We start from the raw sequence: 22353 nt of genomic DNA, 5'->3' as shown, positions 1-22353 counted from the left end.
TATTAATGAGTGGTTGTTATTGACCACTCATCTCGCCGCAGATTGCCGTACCGAGTATTTTCACCAATTGCTTCTTACGCTCTGCGGAGCCCAATACCCACATCAGCTTCGTCGTCGCCGCTTCAGGGGTCATATCTCGGCCATCAATAATATACTCGCTACGTAGGTTTTTACCGGCGGCATAACGCATGATATCAAGGCTGCCATTGTATACATCGGTAACAATAACCGCACACTTAAAGCGATCACCAGTACGCTGTTTCGCTTCTTGAACCACTTCGGCCAAATTAAAATTGTTTGGTGCAGTACCGCTACCAAATACGCGAACCACCAAGCCTTCAATATCACTGCCTTCAATGATCTTTAACAGCATTTCACCGCTAAAACCTGGGCTAAGATTAATGCTCAATACTTTGTCGCTAAACCCGAGTGAGTCGCTGTTTAATGGCGGATAACTGTTTGGCTGGCGACGCAACTGTTCGGCAAAAATGGTTGGTACTGGAAACAGTTCACCAAGGATTTGTGCGTTCGGGGTGCTAAAGCCAATCGCCGAGCGGGTGCTGGATTTGCGCGAACGATTACCGCGAAATAACTGGCCCGCAAAACAAATCATCACTTCGGTTAATTGCGGTAAAGACTTTCCGGCTTGGTCGGCAACAAACAGGGCTAGGCGCAGGTTTTGTAAACCGTCACTGCCTGGCTTGCTAAGTGGCACTTGCGCCCCGGTGATCACCACAGGTTTGTTGTTTTGCGCCAAGGCAAACGATAATGCCGAGGCGGTATAGCTCATGGTATCGGTGCCATGCAAAATAACGAAACCATCGTAGTCATCATTCTCACGAATGATCATCGCCGCCATGGCGTCATAATGGGTTGGGCCAATTTCACTGGAGTCGCTGGTGCCAATCACCTCACCATTGCTAAGTTGCAATGGCTTTACTTCAATTTTTGAACATAAATCACTGGTCAAATCTTCAATAAGCTCAACCAATACTTCCCCTTTGGAAGCCTGCAGTTCACCACTGGCTTTTGCCGCCATGGTGATGGTACCGCCGGTATTGATAACCAGTATCTTATTGCTGCTTTGATTCATGATAATGTTTTCGCTGTTAAATTTTTCGCCATTTTACGCAATTTTTGCATCCACACAAACAAAAAAACGCCGGCAATGCCGACGTTTATTTTCAGTGCTTGCGACTGTCTTGTTGCGACAGTGTTAAGTATAAGACTATTGTTCGCTTTCGACGATACGTTTCATATCGGTCATATAGCCGCGCAGTTGTTTACCAACCACTTCGACCGGGTGGTTACGAATCGCTTCATTGACTTCAATTAGACGCACGTTATCGACACCGTTTGATGCTGACGCCAAGCCTGAGCCAATATCTTCGGCCGTTAAATCGGCAACGAAGTCTTTCAACATAGGCACTGCCGCATGCGAGAATAAGTAGTTACCATATTCCGCAGTATCGGAGATAACAACATTCATCTCGTACAACTTCTTACGGGCAATACAGTTGGCAATCAATGGCGTTTCATGCAGTGATTCATAATAGGCTGACTCTTCGATAATACCGGCAGCACACATGGTTTCAAATGCCAATTCGACACCGGCTTTGACCATAGCAACCAGATAAATGCCTTTGTCATAGAATTCTTGTTCACTGATCTCGGCATCGCTTGCGGCAGCTTGTTCAAAACTGGTATTGGCTGTGCCTTCTCGCCAGGTCAACAAGTTGTCATCATTGTTGTTCCAGTCGGCCATCATGGTTTGCGAAAAGTGACCATCGATAATGTCATCCATATGCTTGTTAAACAACGGACGCAAAATCACTTTCAATTGTTCAGCCATATCAAAGGCACGGATTTTTGCTGGATTCGACAAGCGATCCATCATATTGGTGATGCCACCGTGCTTCAGGCCTTCGGTTACTGTTTCCCAGCCATACTGGATAAGTTTTGCCGCGTAGGCGCTGTCTAAGCCGTCACTGATCATTTTTTCATGAGCGAGGATGGCACCGGTTTGCAACATGCCACATAAAATGGTTTGCTCACCCATCAAGTCTGATTTAACTTCGGCAATAAAAGACGACTCTAATACACCCGCACGGTCACCACCGGTGGCGCTTGCGTATGCTTTGGCAATTGCTAAGCCATCGCCTTTTGGATCATTTTCAGGATGAACAGCGATTAAGGTTGGCACACCAAAACCACGTTTGTATTCTTCACGTACCTCAGTACCTGGGCATTTTGGTGCGACCATGACAACTGTAATGTCTTCACGAACCTGCATACCTTCCTCAACGATATTAAAACCGTGTGAGTAAGACAGGGTTGCGCCTTGCTTCATCAGAGGCATAACCGCCGTTACGACATTACTGTGTTGCTTATCTGGGGTAAGGTTAAGCACTAGGTCTGCCGCTGGAATCAACTGCTCATAAGTACCAACGGTAAAACCGTTTTCAGTAGCCCACTGCCAAGATTGACGTTTCTCGCTGATCGCTGCTTCGCGCAATGCATAAGAGATGTTCAATCCAGAGTCACGCATATTCAGACCCTGATTCAGACCTTGTGCACCACAGCCAACAATGACGATGTTCCAGTCTTTGATGAAGTTGCAGCCATCGCTGAATTCTTCGCGTTTCATAAAACGACACTTGCCCAACTGTTCAAGTTGATCGCGCAAGCTTAGGGTATTGAAATAATTTGCCATAACGGACTCCATTAAGGTGGCAGATTTTAGGATGAGCCATAACCTTAGCCTAAAACATGTGTTGCTTAAAATGATATATTTGCACTACTATGTTTCATTATGTGAAATAATGTTGGTTTTTAAGGGCTGGCTGTGGATAAAAAGTTATTACAAGTATACGTGCACTTGTGTGATTCGTTGCATTTTGGCCAAACGGCACAGGCACATCATGTCAGTCCGTCAACCTTGTCGCGGATGATTCAGCGTATTGAAGATGACATTGGTTTACGCTTGCTGATTCGTGATAATCGCAGCGTCATATTGACTGATGCCGGTGAAAAGTTTCGTGACTTTGCCAAGGCCCAATTGGCTCAGTGGCAACAATTTGCATTGGCGTTAGCCAAAGACCAGCACGAATTAAGCGGTAGATTAACCATTTATTGCTCGGTGACCGCGGCCTATTCGCATTTGCCTGGCATGCTTGATGGTTTTCGTCGCCAACATCCGAAAGTGGAAATCATGCTGCAAACCGGTAATGCCAATGACGCCATAGACAAGGTGTTGCAGGGGCAAGCCGATCTTGCCATTGCCGCGCAGGATGATAAACAATCCGACGCGGTGTGCTTTCAAGACTTAGCACATATCCCACTAACGCTGATCGCACCCACCATAGATTGTCAGATAACACGGCAACTCGATGACGGCGGGCAATGGCAACAGTTACCGATTATTTTTCCCGATCACGGCCCTGCACGACAACGCTTTGAGCGATTTTTAAAGGCGCATGGGGTCAGTAAACCACAGGTCTACGCCACGGTATCCGGCCATGAAGCCTTGGTATCTATGGTGGCGCTTGGCTGTGGTATTGGTATCGCGCCACAGGTGGTAATTGACAACAGCCCAGTTAAAGAGCGCATTCGCTCGTTAGCCAGTGATGTCGCTATTGCGCCATTTGTGCTTGGACTTTGTTGTCAGCAAAAGCGTCGCAGCGAACCCTTGATAGCAGCATTTTATCAATCGTTGCAAAACAACACTGCGGATTAAGGGCCAACACTTTCGGTCAAATGACGTATCAGCCGGTCCATGGCTCGATAGCTTAACGCTTCGACTAAATCGGCGCGATGTATCTCGGTTTGTTGTTTAAGATCGGCAATGGTACGGGCAATTTTTAGAATTTTGTGATGTGCTCTGGTCGACAGACCGAGTTTTTCCATCGCCAAATCAAGAAACTCAGCATCGTCATCGACCAATCGACAGTAACGCTTTAGCTGTGGGCTGGTTAGGTGGGCATTGGCTTTGCCTTGGCGTGTTAATTGCCGCTGGCGACAGGCGACCACACGTTGGCGAATAATCTCACTACTCTCTTCATTGCCATTGGCTTGATTCCAAGCGCCTTTGGGTAGACGAGCCACTTCTAGCTGAATATCAATACGGTCTAAAAACGGCCCGGACAGTTTGTTGAGGTAGCGTAATATTTGCTCAGGGGTGCTGCGTCGATCGCTGTAAAAACCGGTTGGGCTGGGATTCATTGCCGCCACCAATTGAAACTGAGCCGGGTAGGTGGTTTTGTGTAACGCTCTGGAAATAGTCACTTCGCCAGACTCCATTGGCTCGCGCAATACATCAAGCACCTTGCGATCGTACTCAGGCAGTTCATCGAGAAACAAAATGCCGTTGTGGGCTAAGGATATTTCACCGGGCATCGGCGTTGAACCGCCGCCAACCAAGGCTGCTGATGACGCGGTATGGTGCGGCGCGCGAAATGGCCGAATATGCCATCGGCTGGTATCAAAATCATCGCTGCAAATCGATTGAATTGCCGCCGCTTGTAGTGATTCTTCATCGGACATGGCGGGCAATATGCCAGGTAGACGTGATGCCAACATGGTTTTACCGGTGCCCGGTGGGCCGATAAACAACAGGTTGTGTGAGCCGGCAGCAGCAAGCTCGAGTGCGCGTTTGGCAAGCGGTTGGCCGATGACATCTTGCATATCGGCAGAGTGGCATGGTGGTTTGAGGACTTGTTGAGCAGCGGCATCTTCGGCTTGCTGATGCAATGGTAACCGTTGCTGACCACTAAAATGCGCGAATAACTGATCAAGGCGCTGCAGGGCGATGATCGCCACACCGTCAACTCGACTGGCTTGCGCGGCGTTGGCTTTTGGCAAAAACAATTGCCGGTTAGCCTCTCTCACCGCCATTGCCATAGGAATATCGCCAACGATTTTTCGTAATTGACCATTCAGTGCCAGTTCACCGGCAAACTCATAATCGTCGATTTGGTTTTTTGGCAATTGCTGCGATGCGACTAGGATACCGACGGCGATTGGCAAATCAAAATGGCCGCCGTCTTTTGGTAAGTCTGCCGGCGCGAGGTTGACGACGATTTTCTTTTGTGGAAACTCAAAGCCACAATTGATGATGGCACTGCGTACTCGGTTTTTCGCTTCTTTTACCGAGGTCTCTGCCATGCCGACCATGTGAAATGCCGGTAAGCCATTGCTGAGGTGAATTTCAATACATACTTGCGGTGCGTCGAGACCAATACGGGCACGACTGTAAATACTGGCTAAACTCATTTGATGTCCTTATCAAGATGTTTTCCCTACACTATTAAGTCTAGTTGGCAATGGTGATAACTGTAAAATTGAATTTTGAGTTGAATTGCATGCATAACTATTCGCTTTTAATGGTTTTAAATAGTTATAAAAAATATCTTGTATCGCAGAATCAGCTATGCTAAATATTAATGAATCGTTACTGACAGGGCATTAATGGCGATTTTTGCTTTGTCGTTACTTAAAACGAAAATAAAAGAAACTGGTATGAAATTTAGCAAACTTGAACTGATTAAACTAATTCGCGTGGTGATTATTCTCCACACGCGGGTGCGTTGTTGATTCGGTTTGCCGATGTTACAACCCCCCGCTTCGATAAGAACCGGGGGGTTTATTTTTTCTTGCATAGTTATTCCTGAAAAATAAGGGTAACAGAGCAAGTGTCACCAGAAGTGGACAAAAAAGTCGAAATAAAATTGACCAAATTGACTAAAAAGGTCGACATAGAGCATAAAAATGTTGAAGATCGGTGCCAGCAAAATTCAGGCCTGTGGCCAGACACGACAAATAGTTAGGAAAAAACAATGGCTAAAGTAAACGCTGAGCAAATTTGGTTTAATGGTGATTTGATGCCTTGGGGTGATGCCAAGGTACACGTAATGAGTCATGCTCTTCATTATGGTTCATCAGTATTTGAAGGTATCCGTGCGTATGACACGCACAAAGGTACGTGTATTTTCCGTCATCGTGAGCACATTGAGCGTTTGTTCGATTCTGCCAAGATTTATCGTATGAACATTCCTTTCTCGGTTGATCAAGTGATGCAAGCGTGTCGTGATTCCGTCGCTGAAAATGGTTTGAAATCTGCATACCTGCGCCCATTGGCGTTTCTTGGTGATATCGGTATGGGCTTGCGTCCAGCAGATGATGCCATCGCTGATTTGATGATTGCCGCGTTTAGCTGGGATGCCTATCTAGGTGCTGATGCTATGGAAAGCGGTGTTGATGTTGGTGTATCAAGCTGGAATCGTTTGGCGCCAAACACCATGCCAACTGGCGCTAAAGCGGGTGGTAACTACCTTTCTTCACAACTTATTTCACGTGAAGCGGCGCGTCACGGTTACACCGAAGGCATCGCTCTTGACGTAAACAACTACGTCAGTGAAGGCGCAGGTCAGAACTTATTCTTGGTACGCAAAGGTGTTATTTACACGCCACCGGCGACCTGTTCAATCTTGCCTGGTTTGACCCGTGATACGGTAATCACGCTGGCAAAAGAGCTAGGCTATGAAGTACGTGAAGAGTTAATTGCTCGTGAAGGTCTATACCTTGCCGATGAATTCTTTATGTGTGGCACAGCGACAGAGATCGTACCGGTAAGTACCGTTGATGGTATGACCGTCGGTACTGGCAAACGTGGTGAAATCACCAAGCAGCTACAAGATGCATTCTTTGGCTTGTTTGACGGTAGCACAGAAGACAAATGGGGTTGGTTAGACCCTGTTAAATAACCTGTCTCGTTAATTCAGGTTTCAACTATCTCCAACTAAGTTGATCTCTGATTCAGGCAGGTGTTCACAGGGCAGGCGTTAAGCCTGTCCTGGTATAAAACAAATTTTTTGGTTTTAAGGAAAACACTATGCCTAAATTGAGATCGGCAACTTCTACGCAGGGCCGAAATATGGCCGGCGCCCGTGCCCTATGGCGCGCCACAGGTATGACCGATGATGATTTTGGAAAGCCGATCATTGCGGTTGTAAACTCGTTCACACAATTCGTTCCTGGTCATGTACATCTCAAAGATATGGGACAGCTGGTTGCTGGCGCCATAGAAAAAGTCGGCGGAGTCGCCAAAGAATTCAATTCCATCGCCGTTGACGACGGCATTGCCATGGGTCATTCCGGCATGCTGTATTCATTGCCATCTCGCGAGCTGATTGCCGACTCAGTGGAATACATGATCAATGCGCACTGTGTTGATGCCATGGTTTGTATCTCCAATTGTGACAAAATCACCCCAGGCATGTTAATGGCGGCAATGCGTCTTAATATACCGGTTGTGTTTGTGTCCGGTGGACCTATGGAAGCCGGTAAAACCAAGCTCAGTGAGCAAATCATAAAACTGGATTTGGTGGATGCCATGATTCAAGGCGCCGATCCAAGTGTGTCTGATGAACAGTCGGCGCAAATTGAACGCTCAGCGTGTCCAACATGTGGTTCTTGCTCGGGCATGTTTACCGCCAATAGTATGAACTGTCTTGCCGAAGCACTTGGTTTAGCCCTGCCTGGTAACGGTTCAATGCTGGCTACCCATGCGGATCGTGAACAACTGTTTTTAAAAGCTGGCGAACAAATTGTTGAGCTGACTAAGCGTTATTATTTTGGCGACGATGACTCGGTATTGCCACGCAATATTGCCACCAAGCGTGCCTTTGAAAATGCCATGTGTCTCGATATTGCCATGGGCGGCTCGACCAATACGGTGTTGCATTTATTGGCGGCAGCGATTGAAGGTGATGTTGATTTTGATATGAGTGATATTGATCGCTTATCTCGCAAAGTGCCGCATTTGTGTAAAGTTGCCCCAAGCACGCAAAAATACCATATGGAAGATGTGCACCGTGCCGGCGGTGTGGTGGGTATTTTAGGTGAACTGGCTCGGGCGGGTTTACTCGATACCTCGGCGCGCAATGTATTGTGTAGCTCGTTAGAAGAATTGCTCAGCAAGTATGATGTCGCAGTGACGGACGATGAAGCGGTAAAAACCTTTTATCGCGCAGGTCCTGCCGGCATTCGTACTACGCAAGCCTTCTCACAAAGCTGTCGTTGGGACAACCTCGATGTTGATCGAGAGCAAGGCTGTATTCGTAGTTTAGATAATGCCTTTAGCCTTGACGGTGGTTTGGCGGTGCTGTTTGGTAATATTGCTGAAAATGGCTGTATTGTGAAAACAGCAGGTGTTGCCCCAGAAAATTTAGTCTTTAATGGTACTGCCCACGTATTTGAAAGTCAGGATGATGCGGTAGAAGGCATTCTTGGCGGTAAGGTTGTTGAAGGTGACGTGGTTGTTATCCGCTATGAAGGTCCTAAAGGCGGTCCAGGTATGCAAGAGATGCTGTACCCTACGACCTATTTGAAATCGATGGGCTTGGGCACCAAGTGTGCGTTGATAACCGATGGTCGCTTCTCAGGTGGTACCTCAGGTCTGTCAATTGGTCACGTGTCTCCTGAAGCCGCTGCCGGTGGCGCGATAGCACTTATTGAAAATGGTGATGCCATTGCCATCGATATTCCTAACCGTAAAATCAACCTTGAAATCGATGATACAGTCTTGGCTGAACGTCGTCAGGCGATGCAAGCAAAAGGCAAGAACGCCTTTAAGCCGGTCCATCGTATTAGACCAATCAGTTATGCACTTAAGACCTACGCAATGTTAGCCACCAGTGCCGATATGGGCGCGGTGCGTAATACCCAGTTACTCGACGAGCAAGACTAGGAGCCAGTTATGGCTGATACCGATGCAAACCAAGGCTCATGGCACGCTGATAACGTGCCGCTAACCGCCAATGAACAACTCGCGGTTAATGAAATGGGACTGGATTATTTACGCCGTATTCTAACCTCGCCAGTTTATGATGTGGCGGTAGAAACCGCATTAACGGAATTGTCGCGACTGTCGCTGCAAACCGGCAATGACATCTATTTAAAGCGTGAAGATCAACAACCTGTGCACTCGTTTAAATTGCGAGGTGCATACAACCGTTTGTGTCAGTTAAGCGAACAGCAAAAGTCTTTGGGGGTTATTGCCGCATCTGCTGGTAATCATGCGCAAGGCTTGGCCTTGGCGGCAAAACGTCTTGGCGTGCAGGCAACCATAGTGATGCCAATCACCACCCCTGACATTAAGGTCGACAATGTACGTCGCTTTGGCGGCGAAGTGCGTTTAATCGGTAAAAGCTTTAATGAAGCGGCGCAAGCGGCATTGTTGGCGGCGGCTGACGAGCAAAAAACCATGATTCATCCTTTTGACGATGAAGATGTGATTGCTGGTCAAGGTACCGTTGCCAAAGAATTAATGCAGCAGTTACCGGATGCGGATGTGGTCTTTGTGCCTGTTGGTGGCGGTGGTTTGCTTGCCGGTATGGCGGTTTACATCAAACAATTGAACCCTCAGGTAAAAGTCATCGGCGTCGAAGCACAAGACTCCGCCTGTTTAGCTGCGGCGTTAAACGCTGGTAAACCTGTCGATCTTAGTCATGTTGGTCTATTTGCTGACGGGGTCGCAGTAAAACGCATTGGTGAGCATACCTTTTCATTAATCCGCCATTTTTGCGATGAGGTTATCACCGTTTCCAGTGATGAAATCTGTGCATCGATTAAAGAGATTTTCGAACAAACTCGAGTTATTGCCGAGCCTGCAGGGGCATTGTCGCTAGCTGGTTTATTGAAATACTGCCAAACCTCCAAAGGGAATGAAAAATTGGCGGCGGTGCTATCTGGCGCCAATATGAATTTCCACTCTTTGCGTTATGTTTCTGAGCGATGTGAATTGGGTGAGCAAAAAGAAGCGGTATTAGCGGTTGAAATTCCGGAACAAAAGGGCAGTTTTCGTCAATTCTGCAAAGCCTTGGGTGGTAAAGCCATCACCGAATTTAACTACCGCTACGGTAAGTCAGATAATGCCCATATTTTTGTCGGCGTGCGACTGACTGAAGGCAAGCAAGAGTTGCAAGACATCGTTGCTGATTTGCGCAGCAGTGGTTATAAAGTCAATGATCTGACCGATAATGAATTGGCTAAGTTGCATGTGCGATACATGATTGGTGGCTCTAGCCATGATACCGTTGATGAGCGATTATTTAGCTTTGAATTTCCCGAGCATCCAGGTGCATTAGAGAAGTTTCTCGATACTTTAGGTGAGCATTGGAATATATCGTTGTTTCATTACCGCAACCATGGTGCAGCATTTGGCCAGGTGCTAGCCGGGGTGCAGGTGCAAGATGACGACGAGCTGGCGTTTTTCCGCCACTTGAAAGACTTGGGTTATCAGTTTAAAGAAGAAACCGACAACCCGGCATATCAGCTGTTTTTAGGGGATTAGGCCAGGCAGCCTAGCCCTAATGACTTAGCTCTAATAACTTAGCCCTTATGACTTAGTCGTTACAACAGTCTTCGTCGTTTAATTTGGCTTCAAGTTCAGCGACTTTAGCGGCTAACTCATCAAGCTTTGCGCGTGTCTTAATTAACACTTGAGTCTGTACGTCAAACTCTTCGCGGCTGACCACATCAAGCTGTGAGAGCTTGCTTTGCAGTACCTGTTTAGCCTTACTTTCAAAATCATTGGCGACATTTTTAACCTGAGGAGGGATCGCCTCGGTGATTTGTTTGGCTATGTCTTCAATTTTCTTGGCGTTGATCATCTTGTTACTCTCATTTTTACGACTGTGACAATAATACTGCCTGATTATCCTAAATGGTAGCGAATCAGCGAAATAATAGTCATCGATGGCGCTAAAATTCTATGATCAACATCGAAAACCAAGTAAAATTTGTTTTTTGTTGATCAACCAATATTGTCTTTTATGCAACTCAACCCCAGACAGAACGAAGCCAAAAATTATGTGAGTGGGCCCTGCCTAGTGCTTGCTGGTGCCGGCTCAGGTAAAACCGGTGTTATCTGTCAGAAAATCTCCTACCTTATTCAGGAATGTGATTACAAGGCGCGTAATATCGCTGCGGTGACCTTTACCAATAAGGCGGCGCGTGAGATGAAGGAAAGGATGACCAAAATGCTCGGTCGCGATCTCAGTCGTGGTCTAACGGTCTCGACCTTTCACTCTTTGGGGCTAGATATTGTTCGTCGTGAGCTAAAAATATTAGGCTTTAAACCCGGCTTTACTCTGTTTGATGACCAAGACACCTTGGCATTATTAAAAGAGCTTACCGAAAAAGAACTTGATGGCGATAAAGAACTCTTGTCACGGTTGCAAAGCACGATTTCCAATTGGAAAAATGACCTGTTGTTGCCGGATAGCGTATTAAAACGCGCTAGCGGTGCCGATGAGGTTTTGTTTGCTGAGTTTTATCAACGATATCATCAACATATGCGTGCTTATAACGCACTTGATTTCGATGATCTGATTTTGATTCCAACCTTGTTATTACGCAATTATGATGAGGTAAAACAACGCTGGCAGAAAAAGATTCAGTACCTGTTAGTCGATGAATATCAAGATACCAACACCAGTCAATATGAGATGGTTAAGTATTTGGTTGGCGAACGTGCACGCTTTACCGTGGTTGGTGACGACGATCAGTCTATCTATTCATGGCGTGGTGCGAAGCCGCAAAATCTGGTGTTATTAGGTAAAGATTTCCCCAATTTGAAGTTGATCAAGTTGGAACAAAATTATCGTTCCAGTGGCCGTATACTCAAATGCGCCAACGTATTGATTGCCAATAATCCGCATGTTTATGACAAATCACTGTTTAGTGAATTAAGTTATGGTCCTGAGTTGCGAGTGGTTAAAACCAAAAACGAAGATCATGAAGCTGAACGGGTCGCCGGTGAATTACTGGGACATCGCTTCCTAAACAAAAGTAAGTACAAAGATTACGCCATTCTCTATCGCGGTAATTTTCAGTCGCGAGTGATTGAAAAGGTGTTAATGCAAAACCGTATTCCGTACAAGATTAGTGGCGGCACGTCGTTTTTCTCGCGTTCGGAAATCAAAGACATTATGGCGTACTTGCGTCTTATCGTTAATCCCGATGACGACAATGCCTTTTTGCGTATTGTGAATGTGCCAAAGCGTGAAATAGGTCCAGCAACATTAGAAAAGCTGGGAAGCTTTGCCAATATCAAACAAATCAGTATGTTTGCCGCCAGTTTTGACCCTGACTTGGAGCGATCTTTGTCTGGCCGTGGTTTGGCTGCGGTGCAAAAATTTGGTCGCATGATTGTTGAAACAGAAGATAACGCCAACCGAGGTGACAGCGCGGCGGTATTGCGTAGTTTTATTCAAAGCATCAACTACGAAGATTGGCTGTACGATACCTCGCCAAGCCCTAAAGCTGCGGAAATGCGCATGAAAAACGTCACCACCTTATTTAGTTGGGTGACCGATATGCTCGAAGGCACGGAACGTGATGAGCCGATGACATTAGCGCAAGTGGTAACTCGCTTAACCTTACGTGACATGATGGAGCGCGGCGAAGATGAAGACGACGCGGATCAGGTACAACTTATGACCTTGCATGCCTCTAAAGGTTTGGAGTTTCCTTATGTCTATCTGATTGGCATGGAAGAAGGCATGTTACCGCACCAAACCAGTATTGATGAGGACAACGTTGAAGAAGAACGTCGTCTGGCATATGTTGGCGTTACTCGAGCGAAACGTGAACTTGTTTTCACTTATGCACAGGAGCGTCGTCAGTACGGTGAAGTGATTCGTACCGAGCCATCACGCTTTTTGTATGAAATGCCGCAAGACGATTTGCAATGGGAACAAAGTGGCAAACGCAAACAAAGTGCGCAGGAAACACAAACCAAAGGCAAGGCTGGAGTGGCTGGCTTACGCGCTATGCTGGCACAAAAAAGCAGTTCAGAGTAACCTCGCTTAAAATCTTTAGCATCAGGCCGTTAACGCGAGGTCTCTAACGCTGAGTGGTTAACATTAGGCCATTAACATTAGGTGGTGATTAATTTGTCAACCACCGTCGCGGCAGGTTTGTGCTCAGGTTGTTGCTTTAGCATATCTAATTCGGCGCGATGGTATAACTCTTCGACGTCGTCAGCATCCGATAACATGGCGCTGATGCCCGTATGAATCGGCGCTTGTACCTTAAGTTGTGCGACGGGCATGACATCATCAGCAAATATATTCTGAATACGATCTTGTAAATAATTACCTTCTACCAAGGTGGTTTCCGGCATCACTAGAGCAAATCCTCGATCGCTGACTCGCGCTAATAACATGCCTTCTCCGACCAAAGACTTTAACTTATCGGCGACATGACGCGTATATTGTTCGGTGATTTGGTGGCCATAGTTCTTAATCATCTGTTGTGATTCACTAATAAGCACCACCATTAAACTTAATGGTCGTTGGGCTTTGCGGGCATCGTTAAACAGCTTTGCTGACTCAATTAAGAAGTATTGCTTATTGGTACAGCCGGTGAGCATATCGGTTGTCTCATAGATGCTGAGCTGATTCTCATACACCCGTGATTGGCGCGAGAATAAAACTAAGACGATAATCACTTCGACCATGGTAAACAGTACCACGGACTGATAAATCGCATGGTTCATGGCATCATCAAGCACAATTAATGGCTGTGGGTTAGGCACATTTTCACAATAGAAAAATAAGGCGATGGCGGCAATGCTGTGCAAGGCTTTGGTTTTGATTTGCGCCGTATCAAATAATAAGAACACCCCGGTAGGCACTAAATAATAATACAAATGCATGCCAGATTGGTTATCAACATAGACATTGGTGGTTACCCACAAATGCAATAGCAATACGCCAAAGAACCAATTCTTCGCTAAGTAGATACGGTTATACTTCATCAGCCAGGGGCCAATGGCGTAAGCGAAAGTGAAGGTAAGATTGATAATGCCGACCAGCGGTTTACCTAATACCAGCAAATAAAGTAGTGAATAGCTAAGGGCAATGAATACAGTAAAAATAGACACGTAATTAGACATGCGAATTCGTGCAGCCTGATGAAACGGCTTCAACTCTGTACCATATTGAACAATCTGTTTAAGCATAGCGCCACTTTGCTAGAGAAGGTGAAGTATTGATTCTACCTTTTCCAGACAAAGATACACAATGTATTATGGGAAATCATATTGAGTGGGCATTTAACGCTATGTAAAGTGTTAAGCGCAATGGTCGATGTCATCATCTTGTTTGTCGTTTAACAATTTTGGCTGGCCGAGGTAATAGCCTTGACCAAATTGACAACCGGCATCGATGGCTTTTTGCCATTGGCGTTTATTTTCCAGACCCTCTGCGACAAGATTAAAGCCAAAACTTTGCCCTAAACTCACCAATGACTTGGCAAGTTGTAGATTCTTATCGTTATTTACAAAAGAGCGGACAAATTGTTGATCCAGTTTTATCAGCTTGAATGGGTAATTATTCAAGTAATTAAGTGATGATAAGCCACTGCCATAGTTATCGAGCGCTAGGCGCACTCCGGTTTGCTGAAGCAGCTTGAGATTCTGCAATGTTTGTTTTGCCTGCTCATTAAAAGCTTTCTCATTAAATTCGATAATAAGATTTTCGGGTTCGACCAGCTTATCTCTGATCAGTTTTATCAAGGCTCGAGTCTGCTTGTTATGCTGCAAATGTTTACCAGACAAATTAATACTGACAAACAAGTTCTCTTGCTGCGCTTGCCATTGTTCTAATTGCTCAGCGACTTGTTGCATTAACCTGTGCTCAATATCAATGATCAAGCCGCTATCTTCGGCGATCTGCAAAAACGCGTCAGGTGTCATCTGTTTATGTTCAGGATGCTGCCAACGCAACAATGCTTCATAGCCAATGACTTTTTTCGACTGTAATTCGCAAATTGGTTGATACAACAGACTGAATTCGTCGTTAATAATGGCCTTATGCAATTGCTGTTCAAGGTTAAGGTTACAGAGCAGTTCTTCACGCATTGACTCATCATAAAACATCAAGCGTCCACGACCCATTGACTTAGCTTGGTACATGGCGGCATCGGCATCGCGAAGCACTTCCGTTGCGCTTTGGTATTTATGATCGCAAATGGCAATACCTACACTGGCACTGGTATAAAGGTTGTTTCCTTCCAGTTCGAAAGGTGCCTTGATGGTTTCAATAACACGACCTGCAATGTCTTCAGCATCGTCATTGTGTGCCAGGCTATCGAGTAAAACAACGAACTCGTCACCACCAAGGCGAGACAAAATATCGTTGCCACGAATGCATTCAAGGATACGCTTGGCGATTTCGATCAATAATAAATCACCCACATGATGACCAAGGGTATCGTTAATCACTTTAAAGCGGTCGATATCGATAAACAGTACCGCAAAACGGTGATTTGGGTGACGTTTGATGTGTTTAATGGCATGTTCAAGACGGTCGGTAAACATCGCGCGATTCGGCAATTTAGTTAACGCGTCATGATGGGCATCATAATATAATTTCAGTTCACTTTTGCGTTTCTGCTCGACTTGCTGACGTAAACTCAAGTTACTCTTTTGTAGATGCTGGGTTTTCGCAAACACAATGTCTGCGACGTCTTTACTGTACATTTTGAGCAGTTCACTGGCTTTGTTGCGGTGAATCGCAGCGGCAATAATACGGGCGATAAAACGAATCAGCTCAAGGTTAACCGCGGTTTGTTTATTCTGGTTAATAAACCCTTTGATGCCAATGATACCGATAATCACATCATCAATTAATAGCGGCGCTGCTAACCATACATCAACCAAGTGGGTGTGCTTTTGTCGCTTTGGAAATGGTCGTTCGACAATGCTGCTGTCAGGCTCCCAAATGCTCACGGTATCATGATTGATTAACACCGGCTTGGCGATGGAGGTAATAAACTCGACCACATCTGGTGTCAGTTGTTGTTCTATCGGCGAACAATTCAACTCATCAACGTAGTAATGATCGGCTTGCAATTGATTGCCTTGAGTGAACTGCTGAATATATAGATTTTTGGCAGGGAAATAACGGCGAATAATGGCTTGAAGCTGTGGGTAAAACACAGCCATATCTGTCACTGTGCTACAAAGCTCAGCGAGTTCTAATAATCCTGTCTGGGTTTTTTTGGTTGTTTTGTATCGACCCAGTAATTGTTTTAGTTTAGCAGGCGAAGTGCCTTTGCCAGTTAGCATCAAGTTCCTTGTTCCATCAAAGAGCGTTTACCCGGTTAATTTATCGATTATATGGGCTTATAAACACCCTGAGTTTCTAGTGTAGGTGAACAACCGTCACAACGCCAAGTTCAGCACCGTTAAATATGCTTATAGTATAGAAAAACTCTGACTTTCTTGAGGATTAACAATGATTAATTATGGTAAGTTTGAGGCAATAAAAAACCGGGAAAATCCCGGTTCTTTCAAAAACTTATCTATCCACATGTGATTTTTATCTCGATGCGGAATAGCTGCCATGAGGCTTAGATATCGGTAATAGAGCCCTTAAGCTTGTTTAAGGCGTTTTTCTCTAATTGACGCACACGTTCAGCAGATATTTGGTATTTATCAGCCAAATCTTGCAAGGTTGATTTGTTCTCAGTTAACCAACGGGTCTTGATGATATCTTGACTGCGTTCGTCTAACGTTGACAAGGCATTGAATAGTTGGCCGTTAACATGGTTATCCCAGTTAGCCGATTCAACTTGCTCAGACAAATCTGATGATTGGTCTTGTAAAAACTGAGCTGGTGCGTAGGTGCTACCACCTTGACCGCCATCGTCGTCGTTATCGGTCAAATCAAATGCTTGATCCGAGCTCGCCATGCGGTTTTCCATTTCCAACACATCTTTGGTGCTGACACCGAGTGTTTCGGCAACGGTATTCACTTCTTCTTGGCTAAACCAACCTAGGCGTTTTTTGTTTTTACGTAGATTGAAAAACAATTTGCGTTGCGCTTTGGTGGTGGCAATTTTAACAATACGCCAGTTTTTCAAAACAAATTCATGGATTTCAGCTTTGATCCAATGCACAGCAAATGACACCAAACGCACACCAACTTCTGGATTGAATCGTTTAACGGCTTTCATCAGACCGATGTTACCTTCTTGGATAAGATCCGCTTGAGGTAATCCGTAGCCTGAGTAGCTTTTGGCAATATGGATAACGAAACGTAGATGCGACATGATCAAATCTTGTGCTGCAGCTAGGTTGTTATCTGAATATAAACTGGAGGCAAGTTCCTGTTCGCGCTCAGCTGTCAGCATAGGAATGCCGTAAGCCATTTGCACGTATGCTTCAATGCTGCCACTTTGTGGAACAGTTAAGGCCATTGATTGCACATTCTTAGTCATCTGTACCCCTTATAAAATCTAGGTTTGTTGTAAAGCAAAGCCAATAAAAATTTGGCTAGAACTCTGGATACTAGCATAGCTTTCTAGAGATCGCTAATATAAAAAAATGGATTATTTAATCGAAAAAATAGGTGAATAGAATTACTACCCTAACTATATGATTAATATAACTTAAACAAGTTCAATTTTATTCTTAAGGTTTTGTTACAGCAGGTAAAAAAGGCGCAAAATAGCGCCTTTTTTAATCAATTTGCTTAAATGTTGTTTATTCAGCGCTTGGTTCGATATCTCTAATATGCTGACGTACAGATATGTAGCTGCCGAGCAGTCCCAGCACAATTGCCGTTAGGATGAGCGTCATGGTTTCGCTAAAATCTAATGATTGTAATGAGAACTGGCTATCATACAGTTGCGCAAGCTCAATAATCGCGATATCCAAATAAGCTGCTAGCAAAGCTACGGTGAGCGCGGCCAGTAAACCACCAAACACGCCATACCAAAAACCGGTGTACATAAACGGTCGTTGAATAAAGGCGTCGGTTGCACCAACCATTTTCATCACAGCAATAGCACTGCGTTGATTGAGGATCGCCAAGCGTATGGTGTTACCTATGATCAGCACGACTGATAGGCTTAATAATATCGCTAATGAGGTGACGATATCTTGTACCAGTGACATGATCGCCTCAAGACGCGTTAGCCATTCTAAATCCAATTTGCCTTGGGCGACTTCGCGTTCTTTTTCGATCTTTTCCAACAACGCTTTGGCGGCATTAGGTTGGCTGTAACGCTCATTTGGCGTCACTAATATGGTTGCCGGTAGTGGGTTTTCATCAAGGTAGGTCAAGGCTTTGCCAAACCCTGACAAGGCTTTAAATTCTGCCAACCCTTGCTCTGCACTGATGTATTTTACCTTATCGACTTCAGGATAGAGGCGAATACGATTGACTACGTTTTGTGCGCTTTTGTCGTTGGTGTTTAGTTTCAGAAAAACACTGATTTGCGCCGCAGACTCCCAATTGGTGCTCACTTGTTGGGCGTTTTTGGTAAATAAGTGCAAGGTAGCCGGCAAAGTTAAACTGATGCCCAATACCAATATGGTCATGATCGATGCCATCGGCGTACGCCACAGAGCGCCTAAACTGCCGGTCGCTTGTTGCAAATGACGCACTGGCAACATAATCAAGCTGTTGAATGAAAACGCCGAGCGTTTGCGAAAAGTGTTATTGTCTTTATTCATCAACAAACTCCTCTTCACTTTGGCTTAATCCGTCGGTGATCATGCGGCCATCTTTTAGCGTTAAGGTACGATATTTCATGCGTGCAATTAAACCCAGATCATGGGTTGCGATTAACACGCTAACACCCACTGAATTGAAATCTTCAAATAATTTGAGGATATCCAATGACAGTTTTGGATCAAGGTTACCGGTTGGCTCATCGGCAAGAATAATAGGAGGCTTGTTGACAATCGCCCGCGCAATGCCGACCCGTTGTTGTTCACCACCAGAGAGCATATGCGGGTAACATTTGGCTTTGGCGGTCAAGCCAACCTTATCAAGAGCAGCCATAACGCGCTTTTTGATTTCACCAAGGCTTTCGTTTTCAATCACCAATGGCAAGGCAATATTGTCAAACACAGTGCGGTCCATTAACAGGTTATGATTTTGAAAAATCATCCCTATGTTGCGGCGCATATATGGGATTTGGCGATAGCTGATGTTAGAGACATCAGTATTGTTGATCATCACCTGACCAGAGGTTGGCTTTTCCATGACACTGATAAGCTTCAACAGCGTACTCTTACCCGCACCTGAGTGACCGGTAAGAAACGCCATCTCTCCTTTTTCTAAGGAAAAATTTATATTTTTCAGTGCATTAAATCCACCTGGATAGGTTTTGTTAACAGCTTTAAAACGGATCATAATGGATTTTTTATTATTATTAGTTAATTAAAATTGGGGCGTATCACCCCAACTTACTAGGATTCGTTTTGTTTGGCAAACAAGGCGTCGATAAATTCTGTACCATCAAATGGTCGCAAATCATCAATACCTTCACCAACACCTAGATAGCGAATCGGCACCTGAAATTTATCTGCCAAAGCAAAGATAACACCACCTTTGGCGGTACCATCTAATTTGGTGACATTGATGCCATCCAATCCGACGGCTTCGTTAAACAGTTGCGTTTGACTGATGGCGTTTTGGCCCGTGCCGGCGTCAATGGTAAGCATCACTTGATGCGGCGCATTTTCGTCGATTTTCTTCATCACACGTACGACTTTTTTCAGCTCTTCCATCAAGTGCGCTTTATTTTGTAAGCGGCCTGCGGTATCGGCAATCAGAATGTCGACACCTTTACTTCGCGCTGAATGGATAGCGTCATAAATAACCGACGCACTATCGGCACCGGTATGTTGAGCGACAACGGCAATATCATTGCGCTCGCCCCAAACTTGCAATTGCTCGACAGCGGCAGCACGGAAGGTATCACCTGCGGCTAACATAACCGACTTGCCTTGTGCTTGATATTGTTTAGCCAGTTTACCTATGGTCGTGGTTTTACCAACACCATTTACACCCACCATTAAGATCACATGAGGACCTTGGCTCATATCGGGTTGAGGTTGATCCACCGACTCAAGAATTTTAGCCATTTCTTGTTTAAGCAAATCGTATAATGCTTCGGCATCTTTTAACTGCGAACGGCTGGCGGTTTCGGTCAGTGAGTCGATGATACGAGTTGTGGTATCAACACCAACATCGGCAAGCAATAGCTGAGTTTCTAGCTCTTCGAATAACTCGTCATCGATTTTTTTACCGCTGAACAGATCAAACAAGCCACCACCAATATTTTGGCGGGTTTTGCTTAGGCCTTGCTTAAGTCGTGCAAAAAAGCCTTGTTTTTTCGCGGCTGTTTGTTGCACTTCTGGCTCTGGCTCTGGCTCTGGCTCTGGCTCTGGCTCTGGCTCTGGCTCTGGCTCTGGCTCTGGCTCTGCCTCTGGTTCAGTTGCCACTTCTACATCCGTCACTTCTGTGTCAGTGACTGCGTCTGTATCAATGTCTACTGCAGCGACAGGTTCAGACTCGCTAACATCGTTTTGCTCTGCGTCTTGCGAGCTATCGATGCTATCGGCGATGTCTTGCTTATCAACTTCAGGTACAGCTTCGGTAACTGTTTCAGTGTCGGCTTGGCTTGTGCTGTCAGCCTCGGTTGATGGTACAGGTTCTGCTGGTGCGTGTTCGGCATCAGCGACTTGTTCGGCCGGTGCGCTGTCAGCAAGCTCTGTTTGCTCAATCGTCTCTTCTACAGGTTGTGCAGACTGTTCTGTTTCTGCATTGTCTTGTGCCGGTTTTTCTTTCTTAAACCAGCCAAACAGGCCTTTTTTCTTTGCCATAGTTTGAATCTTACTCTGCCGTGTTAGGGGATTATCATAACCGCTCGAATACGCTGTTCGGTGCGAGCAATTTGCAACGTGAGTTGATATGATATGCCTTGGATTTTCAAATAGCGCTTATAATATCATCATCGTAGCGTTGGAAAAACCGCCGAAATGTGAATATCCAAGGAATTTTAGCAAGCAAATGGCAAAAAAACGTAATCCCGCCAATAACAAACAAGTCAGTGGCCAAGTAAGAATCATCGCCGGAATGCACCGTGGTCGTAAACTTGCCGTGCTAAACAGTGACGGCCTGAGACCAACCACGGACAGAGTCAAAGAAACCTTGTTTAATTGGCTAATGATGGATGTGCGCGATGCCATATGTCTAGATTGTTATGCCGGTTCAGGCAGTCTTGGCTTTGAAGCCTTGTCTCGGGGGGCTCGTTCGGTGGATTTTATTGAAATGGATAAAGCCGCAGGCCAGCAATTAAAAACCAATATAAATTTGCTTAAAGCGAATAATGCTAAGGTTCATCAGGGCGATTGCCTGAGCATATTACCGGCCTTAGCACAAAAGTATGAATTGGTGTTTATAGATCCGCCGTTTCGAAAAGGCTTAGCACAGCGCACCATAGACACATTGCAGCAGGCTGATTTATTAGCAGACCAGGCGTTGGTCTATGTCGAAGTTGAAAGCGAACAAACTACCCTAGAGGTGCCACAAAGCTGGCACCTTGTAAAAGACAAAAACGCTGGCCAGGTAAGTTATCGGTTATATCGGCTTAACTGTACCTAAGACGAAAGCCAATTTTCAGGGTGACCTGATAATGGGCAACTTTACCATCAATAATATGACCTCTGGTTTCAACAACCTCGAACCAATTCATATTTGAGACGGTCTTCGAGCACTCATCAATAGCGTTTTCAATGGCTTCTTCGATTGATGTTGGTGAAGAGCCGACAATTTCCAGTTTTTTGTAAGTATGATGTTCAGACATGGCTATCCTCCTCCTGTGTATAAAGTAAGCATAGCTAAAATTTTTCAGTCTGCAGCAGTGTCGATCAGTATTTAATATTCAATACCAAGGTTGGAAAGTCGTTGCTCAGTAACGAGCTTTTTAAGATGCAGGCATGTTTGTTGATTTTCTTTGCTTTTCGCCAACAAATCGATCAATTCTTGATGTGTTTCCTGCTCCCACTGCATAAGCGGGTGCTGATCAATATCTTGTTGATTGATAACGATTTGATCTTGTTGCTCAAACTCGGATGCAAGCAAAATCTCTAGATAATAGCTGACGCTGCCGGTAGATAGCATGGCGACATTGGCGATGGTGGTCGCTTCGTTTTCTTGAATGCCCTGCAATAAAGAGCCTAACGCCATACACGCATCAAGTGCTGGGTAGACGCCAAAAAAGTCGAAGTTATCGACATCGGGAATCACCTCTTCTAGCTTTTCCAATTGCGCGTCATAGTTAATTTTTATCTTGCCTTGCTCCAGTCGTTGCCAAACTAGGTTAAGTTGATTGCGCAAAACATTGATGTCACCAAAGTCCGCTGCTTCACTAAACATTTGATAGTTCGGTAGCATGCGTTCCAATAATGCACAGGCAAATGCAGTGTGTTGCCATAAAGACAAACTCTTTAACGGGAGAGGTTTAGCCAAAATAAATGCTCATAAA

General features: G+C 45.2%; 19 protein-coding genes. 6 read left to right on the top strand and 13 right to left on the bottom strand.

Going from position 1 to position 22353, the window contains the following annotated elements; genetic code table 11:
- Nucleotides 1–16: 16 nt before the first annotated feature.
- Together E2K93_RS07885 and ilvC are read right to left on the bottom strand one after the other, a co-directional pair.
- Nucleotides 17–1093, bottom strand: a complete 1077-nt coding sequence (locus tag E2K93_RS07885) for an asparaginase (protein WP_135438576.1) — start codon at nt 1091–1093, stop codon at nt 17–19.
- A gap of 135 nt (nt 1094–1228) precedes the next feature.
- Nucleotides 1229–2713 (bottom strand): ketol-acid reductoisomerase, encoded by a 1485-nt coding sequence (ilvC, locus tag E2K93_RS07880; protein WP_135438575.1) that lies wholly within the window; start codon nt 2711–2713, stop codon nt 1229–1231.
- Between the two features lie 132 nt (nt 2714–2845).
- Here ilvC and ilvY point away from each other — a divergent pair, with 132 nt between their 5' ends.
- Entirely contained in the window at nt 2846–3736 is an 891-nt protein-coding gene (gene ilvY / locus E2K93_RS07875) for an HTH-type transcriptional activator IlvY (protein WP_135438574.1), read from the top strand.
- Here the strand turns inward: ilvY and E2K93_RS07870 are convergent.
- The gene (locus E2K93_RS07870; protein WP_135438573.1) at nt 3733–5271 is read right to left on the bottom strand and encodes a YifB family Mg chelatase-like AAA ATPase; all 1539 of its coding nucleotides are present in this window, start codon (nt 5269–5271) and stop codon (nt 3733–3735) included. The genes ilvY and E2K93_RS07870 overlap by 4 nt on opposite strands.
- 167 nt (nt 5272–5438) lie before the next feature.
- Nucleotides 5439–5657 carry a hypothetical protein gene (locus E2K93_RS07865; RefSeq protein WP_135438572.1) on the bottom strand — a complete coding sequence of 73 codons (219 nt, stop codon included), beginning with the start codon at nt 5655–5657 and terminating at the stop codon, nt 5439–5441.
- Nucleotides 5658–5834: 177 nt separating this feature from the next.
- Here E2K93_RS07865 and E2K93_RS07860 point away from each other — a divergent pair, with 177 nt between their 5' ends.
- From E2K93_RS07860 to ilvA, 3 genes are all read left to right on the top strand, one after another.
- Nucleotides 5835–6761 carry a branched-chain amino acid transaminase gene (locus tag E2K93_RS07860; RefSeq protein WP_135438571.1) on the top strand — a complete coding sequence of 309 codons (927 nt, stop codon included), beginning with the start codon at nt 5835–5837 and terminating at the stop codon, nt 6759–6761.
- 128 nt (nt 6762–6889) lie between these two features.
- Nucleotides 6890–8746 (top strand): dihydroxy-acid dehydratase, encoded by a 1857-nt coding sequence (gene ilvD, locus E2K93_RS07855; RefSeq protein WP_135438570.1) that lies wholly within the window; start codon nt 6890–6892, stop codon nt 8744–8746.
- A gap of 93 nt (nt 8747–8839) precedes the next feature.
- Nucleotides 8840–10351: a threonine ammonia-lyase, biosynthetic gene (gene ilvA / locus E2K93_RS07850; protein WP_135440436.1), complete on the top strand. Its 1512-nt coding sequence runs from the start codon at nt 8840–8842 to the stop codon at nt 10349–10351.
- A gap of 52 nt (nt 10352–10403) precedes the next feature.
- Here ilvA and ubiK read toward each other — a convergent pair whose 3' ends face one another.
- Nucleotides 10404–10670, bottom strand: coding sequence for a ubiquinone biosynthesis accessory factor UbiK (gene ubiK / locus E2K93_RS07845; protein ID WP_135438569.1), 267 nt, complete (start codon nt 10668–10670; stop codon nt 10404–10406).
- Between the two features lie 162 nt (nt 10671–10832).
- On the opposite strand from ubiK, the gene rep reads away from it, so the two are divergent.
- Complete coding sequence (rep, locus tag E2K93_RS07840; protein WP_135438568.1) at nt 10833–12863, top strand: DNA helicase Rep; 2031 nt, start codon at nt 10833–10835, stop codon at nt 12861–12863.
- Between the two features lie 77 nt (nt 12864–12940).
- Here rep and E2K93_RS07835 read toward each other — a convergent pair whose 3' ends face one another.
- The 6 genes from E2K93_RS07835 to ftsY all read right to left on the bottom strand — a co-directional run bounded on the left by E2K93_RS07835 (nt 12941) and on the right by ftsY (nt 20689).
- On the bottom strand, nt 12941–14026 hold the full coding sequence (locus E2K93_RS07835; protein WP_135438567.1) for a GGDEF domain-containing protein: 1086 nt from the start codon (nt 14024–14026) through the stop codon (nt 12941–12943).
- A gap of 111 nt (nt 14027–14137) precedes the next feature.
- Entirely contained in the window at nt 14138–16135 is a 1998-nt protein-coding gene (locus E2K93_RS07830) for a putative bifunctional diguanylate cyclase/phosphodiesterase (RefSeq protein ID WP_135438566.1), read from the bottom strand.
- A 284-nt stretch (nt 16136–16419) separates the two neighbouring features.
- Entirely contained in the window at nt 16420–17289 is an 870-nt protein-coding gene (gene rpoH / locus E2K93_RS07825; RefSeq protein WP_135438565.1) for an RNA polymerase sigma factor RpoH, read from the bottom strand.
- A gap of 265 nt (nt 17290–17554) precedes the next feature.
- Nucleotides 17555–18529, bottom strand: coding sequence for a permease-like cell division protein FtsX (gene ftsX / locus E2K93_RS07820; protein ID WP_135438564.1), 975 nt, complete (start codon nt 18527–18529; stop codon nt 17555–17557).
- Nucleotides 18522–19214, bottom strand: coding sequence for a cell division ATP-binding protein FtsE (ftsE, locus tag E2K93_RS07815; RefSeq protein WP_135438563.1), 693 nt, complete (start codon nt 19212–19214; stop codon nt 18522–18524). Before ftsE ends, ftsX begins: the two co-directional genes overlap by 8 nt.
- 56 nt (nt 19215–19270) lie before the next feature.
- Nucleotides 19271–20689, bottom strand: a complete 1419-nt coding sequence (gene ftsY, locus E2K93_RS07810; protein ID WP_135438562.1) for a signal recognition particle-docking protein FtsY — start codon at nt 20687–20689, stop codon at nt 19271–19273.
- Between the two features lie 187 nt (nt 20690–20876).
- Here ftsY and rsmD point away from each other — a divergent pair, with 187 nt between their 5' ends.
- Nucleotides 20877–21470: a 16S rRNA (guanine(966)-N(2))-methyltransferase RsmD gene (gene rsmD / locus E2K93_RS07805; RefSeq protein ID WP_135438561.1), complete on the top strand. Its 594-nt coding sequence runs from the start codon at nt 20877–20879 to the stop codon at nt 21468–21470.
- Here rsmD and E2K93_RS07800 read toward each other — a convergent pair.
- Both E2K93_RS07800 and E2K93_RS07795 read right to left on the bottom strand, forming a co-directional pair.
- Nucleotides 21457–21672, bottom strand: a complete 216-nt coding sequence (locus E2K93_RS07800; RefSeq protein ID WP_135438560.1) for a dodecin — start codon at nt 21670–21672, stop codon at nt 21457–21459. The genes rsmD and E2K93_RS07800 overlap by 14 nt on opposite strands.
- A 71-nt stretch (nt 21673–21743) precedes the next feature.
- Nucleotides 21744–22337, bottom strand: a complete 594-nt coding sequence (locus tag E2K93_RS07795) for a YjaG family protein (RefSeq protein ID WP_135438559.1) — start codon at nt 22335–22337, stop codon at nt 21744–21746.
- Between the last annotated feature and the right edge of the window lie 16 nt (nt 22338–22353).

The sequence above is a fragment of the Thalassotalea sp. HSM 43 genome (assembly GCF_004752005.1).
GTDB lineage: Bacteria > Pseudomonadota > Gammaproteobacteria > Enterobacterales > Alteromonadaceae > Thalassotalea_A.
This window is presented reverse-complemented; position numbering and strand designations above follow the sequence as displayed.

Coding starts and splice junctions, on each gene's coding strand:
- E2K93_RS07800 (WP_135438560.1), bottom strand. CDS start 21,672: ATGTCTGAACATCATACTTACAAAAAACTGGAAATTGTCGGCTCTTCA.
- ilvA (WP_135440436.1), top strand. CDS start 8,840: ATGGGACTGGATTATTTACGCCGTATTCTAACCTCGCCAGTTTATGAT.
- E2K93_RS07830 (WP_135438566.1), bottom strand. CDS start 16,135: ATGCTAACTGGCAAAGGCACTTCGCCTGCTAAACTAAAACAATTACTG.
- E2K93_RS07860 (WP_135438571.1), top strand. CDS start 5,835: ATGGCTAAAGTAAACGCTGAGCAAATTTGGTTTAATGGTGATTTGATG.
- ilvC (WP_135438575.1), bottom strand. CDS start 2,713: ATGGCAAATTATTTCAATACCCTAAGCTTGCGCGATCAACTTGAACAG.
- ubiK (WP_135438569.1), bottom strand. CDS start 10,670: ATGATCAACGCCAAGAAAATTGAAGACATAGCCAAACAAATCACCGAG.
- ftsY (WP_135438562.1), bottom strand. CDS start 20,689: ATGGCAAAGAAAAAAGGCCTGTTTGGCTGGTTTAAGAAAGAAAAACCG.
- ilvD (WP_135438570.1), top strand. CDS start 6,890: ATGCCTAAATTGAGATCGGCAACTTCTACGCAGGGCCGAAATATGGCC.
- rsmD (WP_135438561.1), top strand. CDS start 20,877: ATGGCAAAAAAACGTAATCCCGCCAATAACAAACAAGTCAGTGGCCAA.
- E2K93_RS07870 (WP_135438573.1), bottom strand. CDS start 5,271: ATGAGTTTAGCCAGTATTTACAGTCGTGCCCGTATTGGTCTCGACGCA.
- E2K93_RS07835 (WP_135438567.1), bottom strand. CDS start 14,026: ATGCTTAAACAGATTGTTCAATATGGTACAGAGTTGAAGCCGTTTCAT.
- rep (WP_135438568.1), top strand. CDS start 10,833: ATGCAACTCAACCCCAGACAGAACGAAGCCAAAAATTATGTGAGTGGG.
- rpoH (WP_135438565.1), bottom strand. CDS start 17,289: ATGACTAAGAATGTGCAATCAATGGCCTTAACTGTTCCACAAAGTGGC.
- ftsX (WP_135438564.1), bottom strand. CDS start 18,529: ATGAATAAAGACAATAACACTTTTCGCAAACGCTCGGCGTTTTCATTC.
- E2K93_RS07865 (WP_135438572.1), bottom strand. CDS start 5,657: ATGCAAGAAAAAATAAACCCCCCGGTTCTTATCGAAGCGGGGGGTTGT.
- ftsE (WP_135438563.1), bottom strand. CDS start 19,214: ATGATCCGTTTTAAAGCTGTTAACAAAACCTATCCAGGTGGATTTAAT.
- E2K93_RS07885 (WP_135438576.1), bottom strand. CDS start 1,093: ATGAATCAAAGCAGCAATAAGATACTGGTTATCAATACCGGCGGTACC.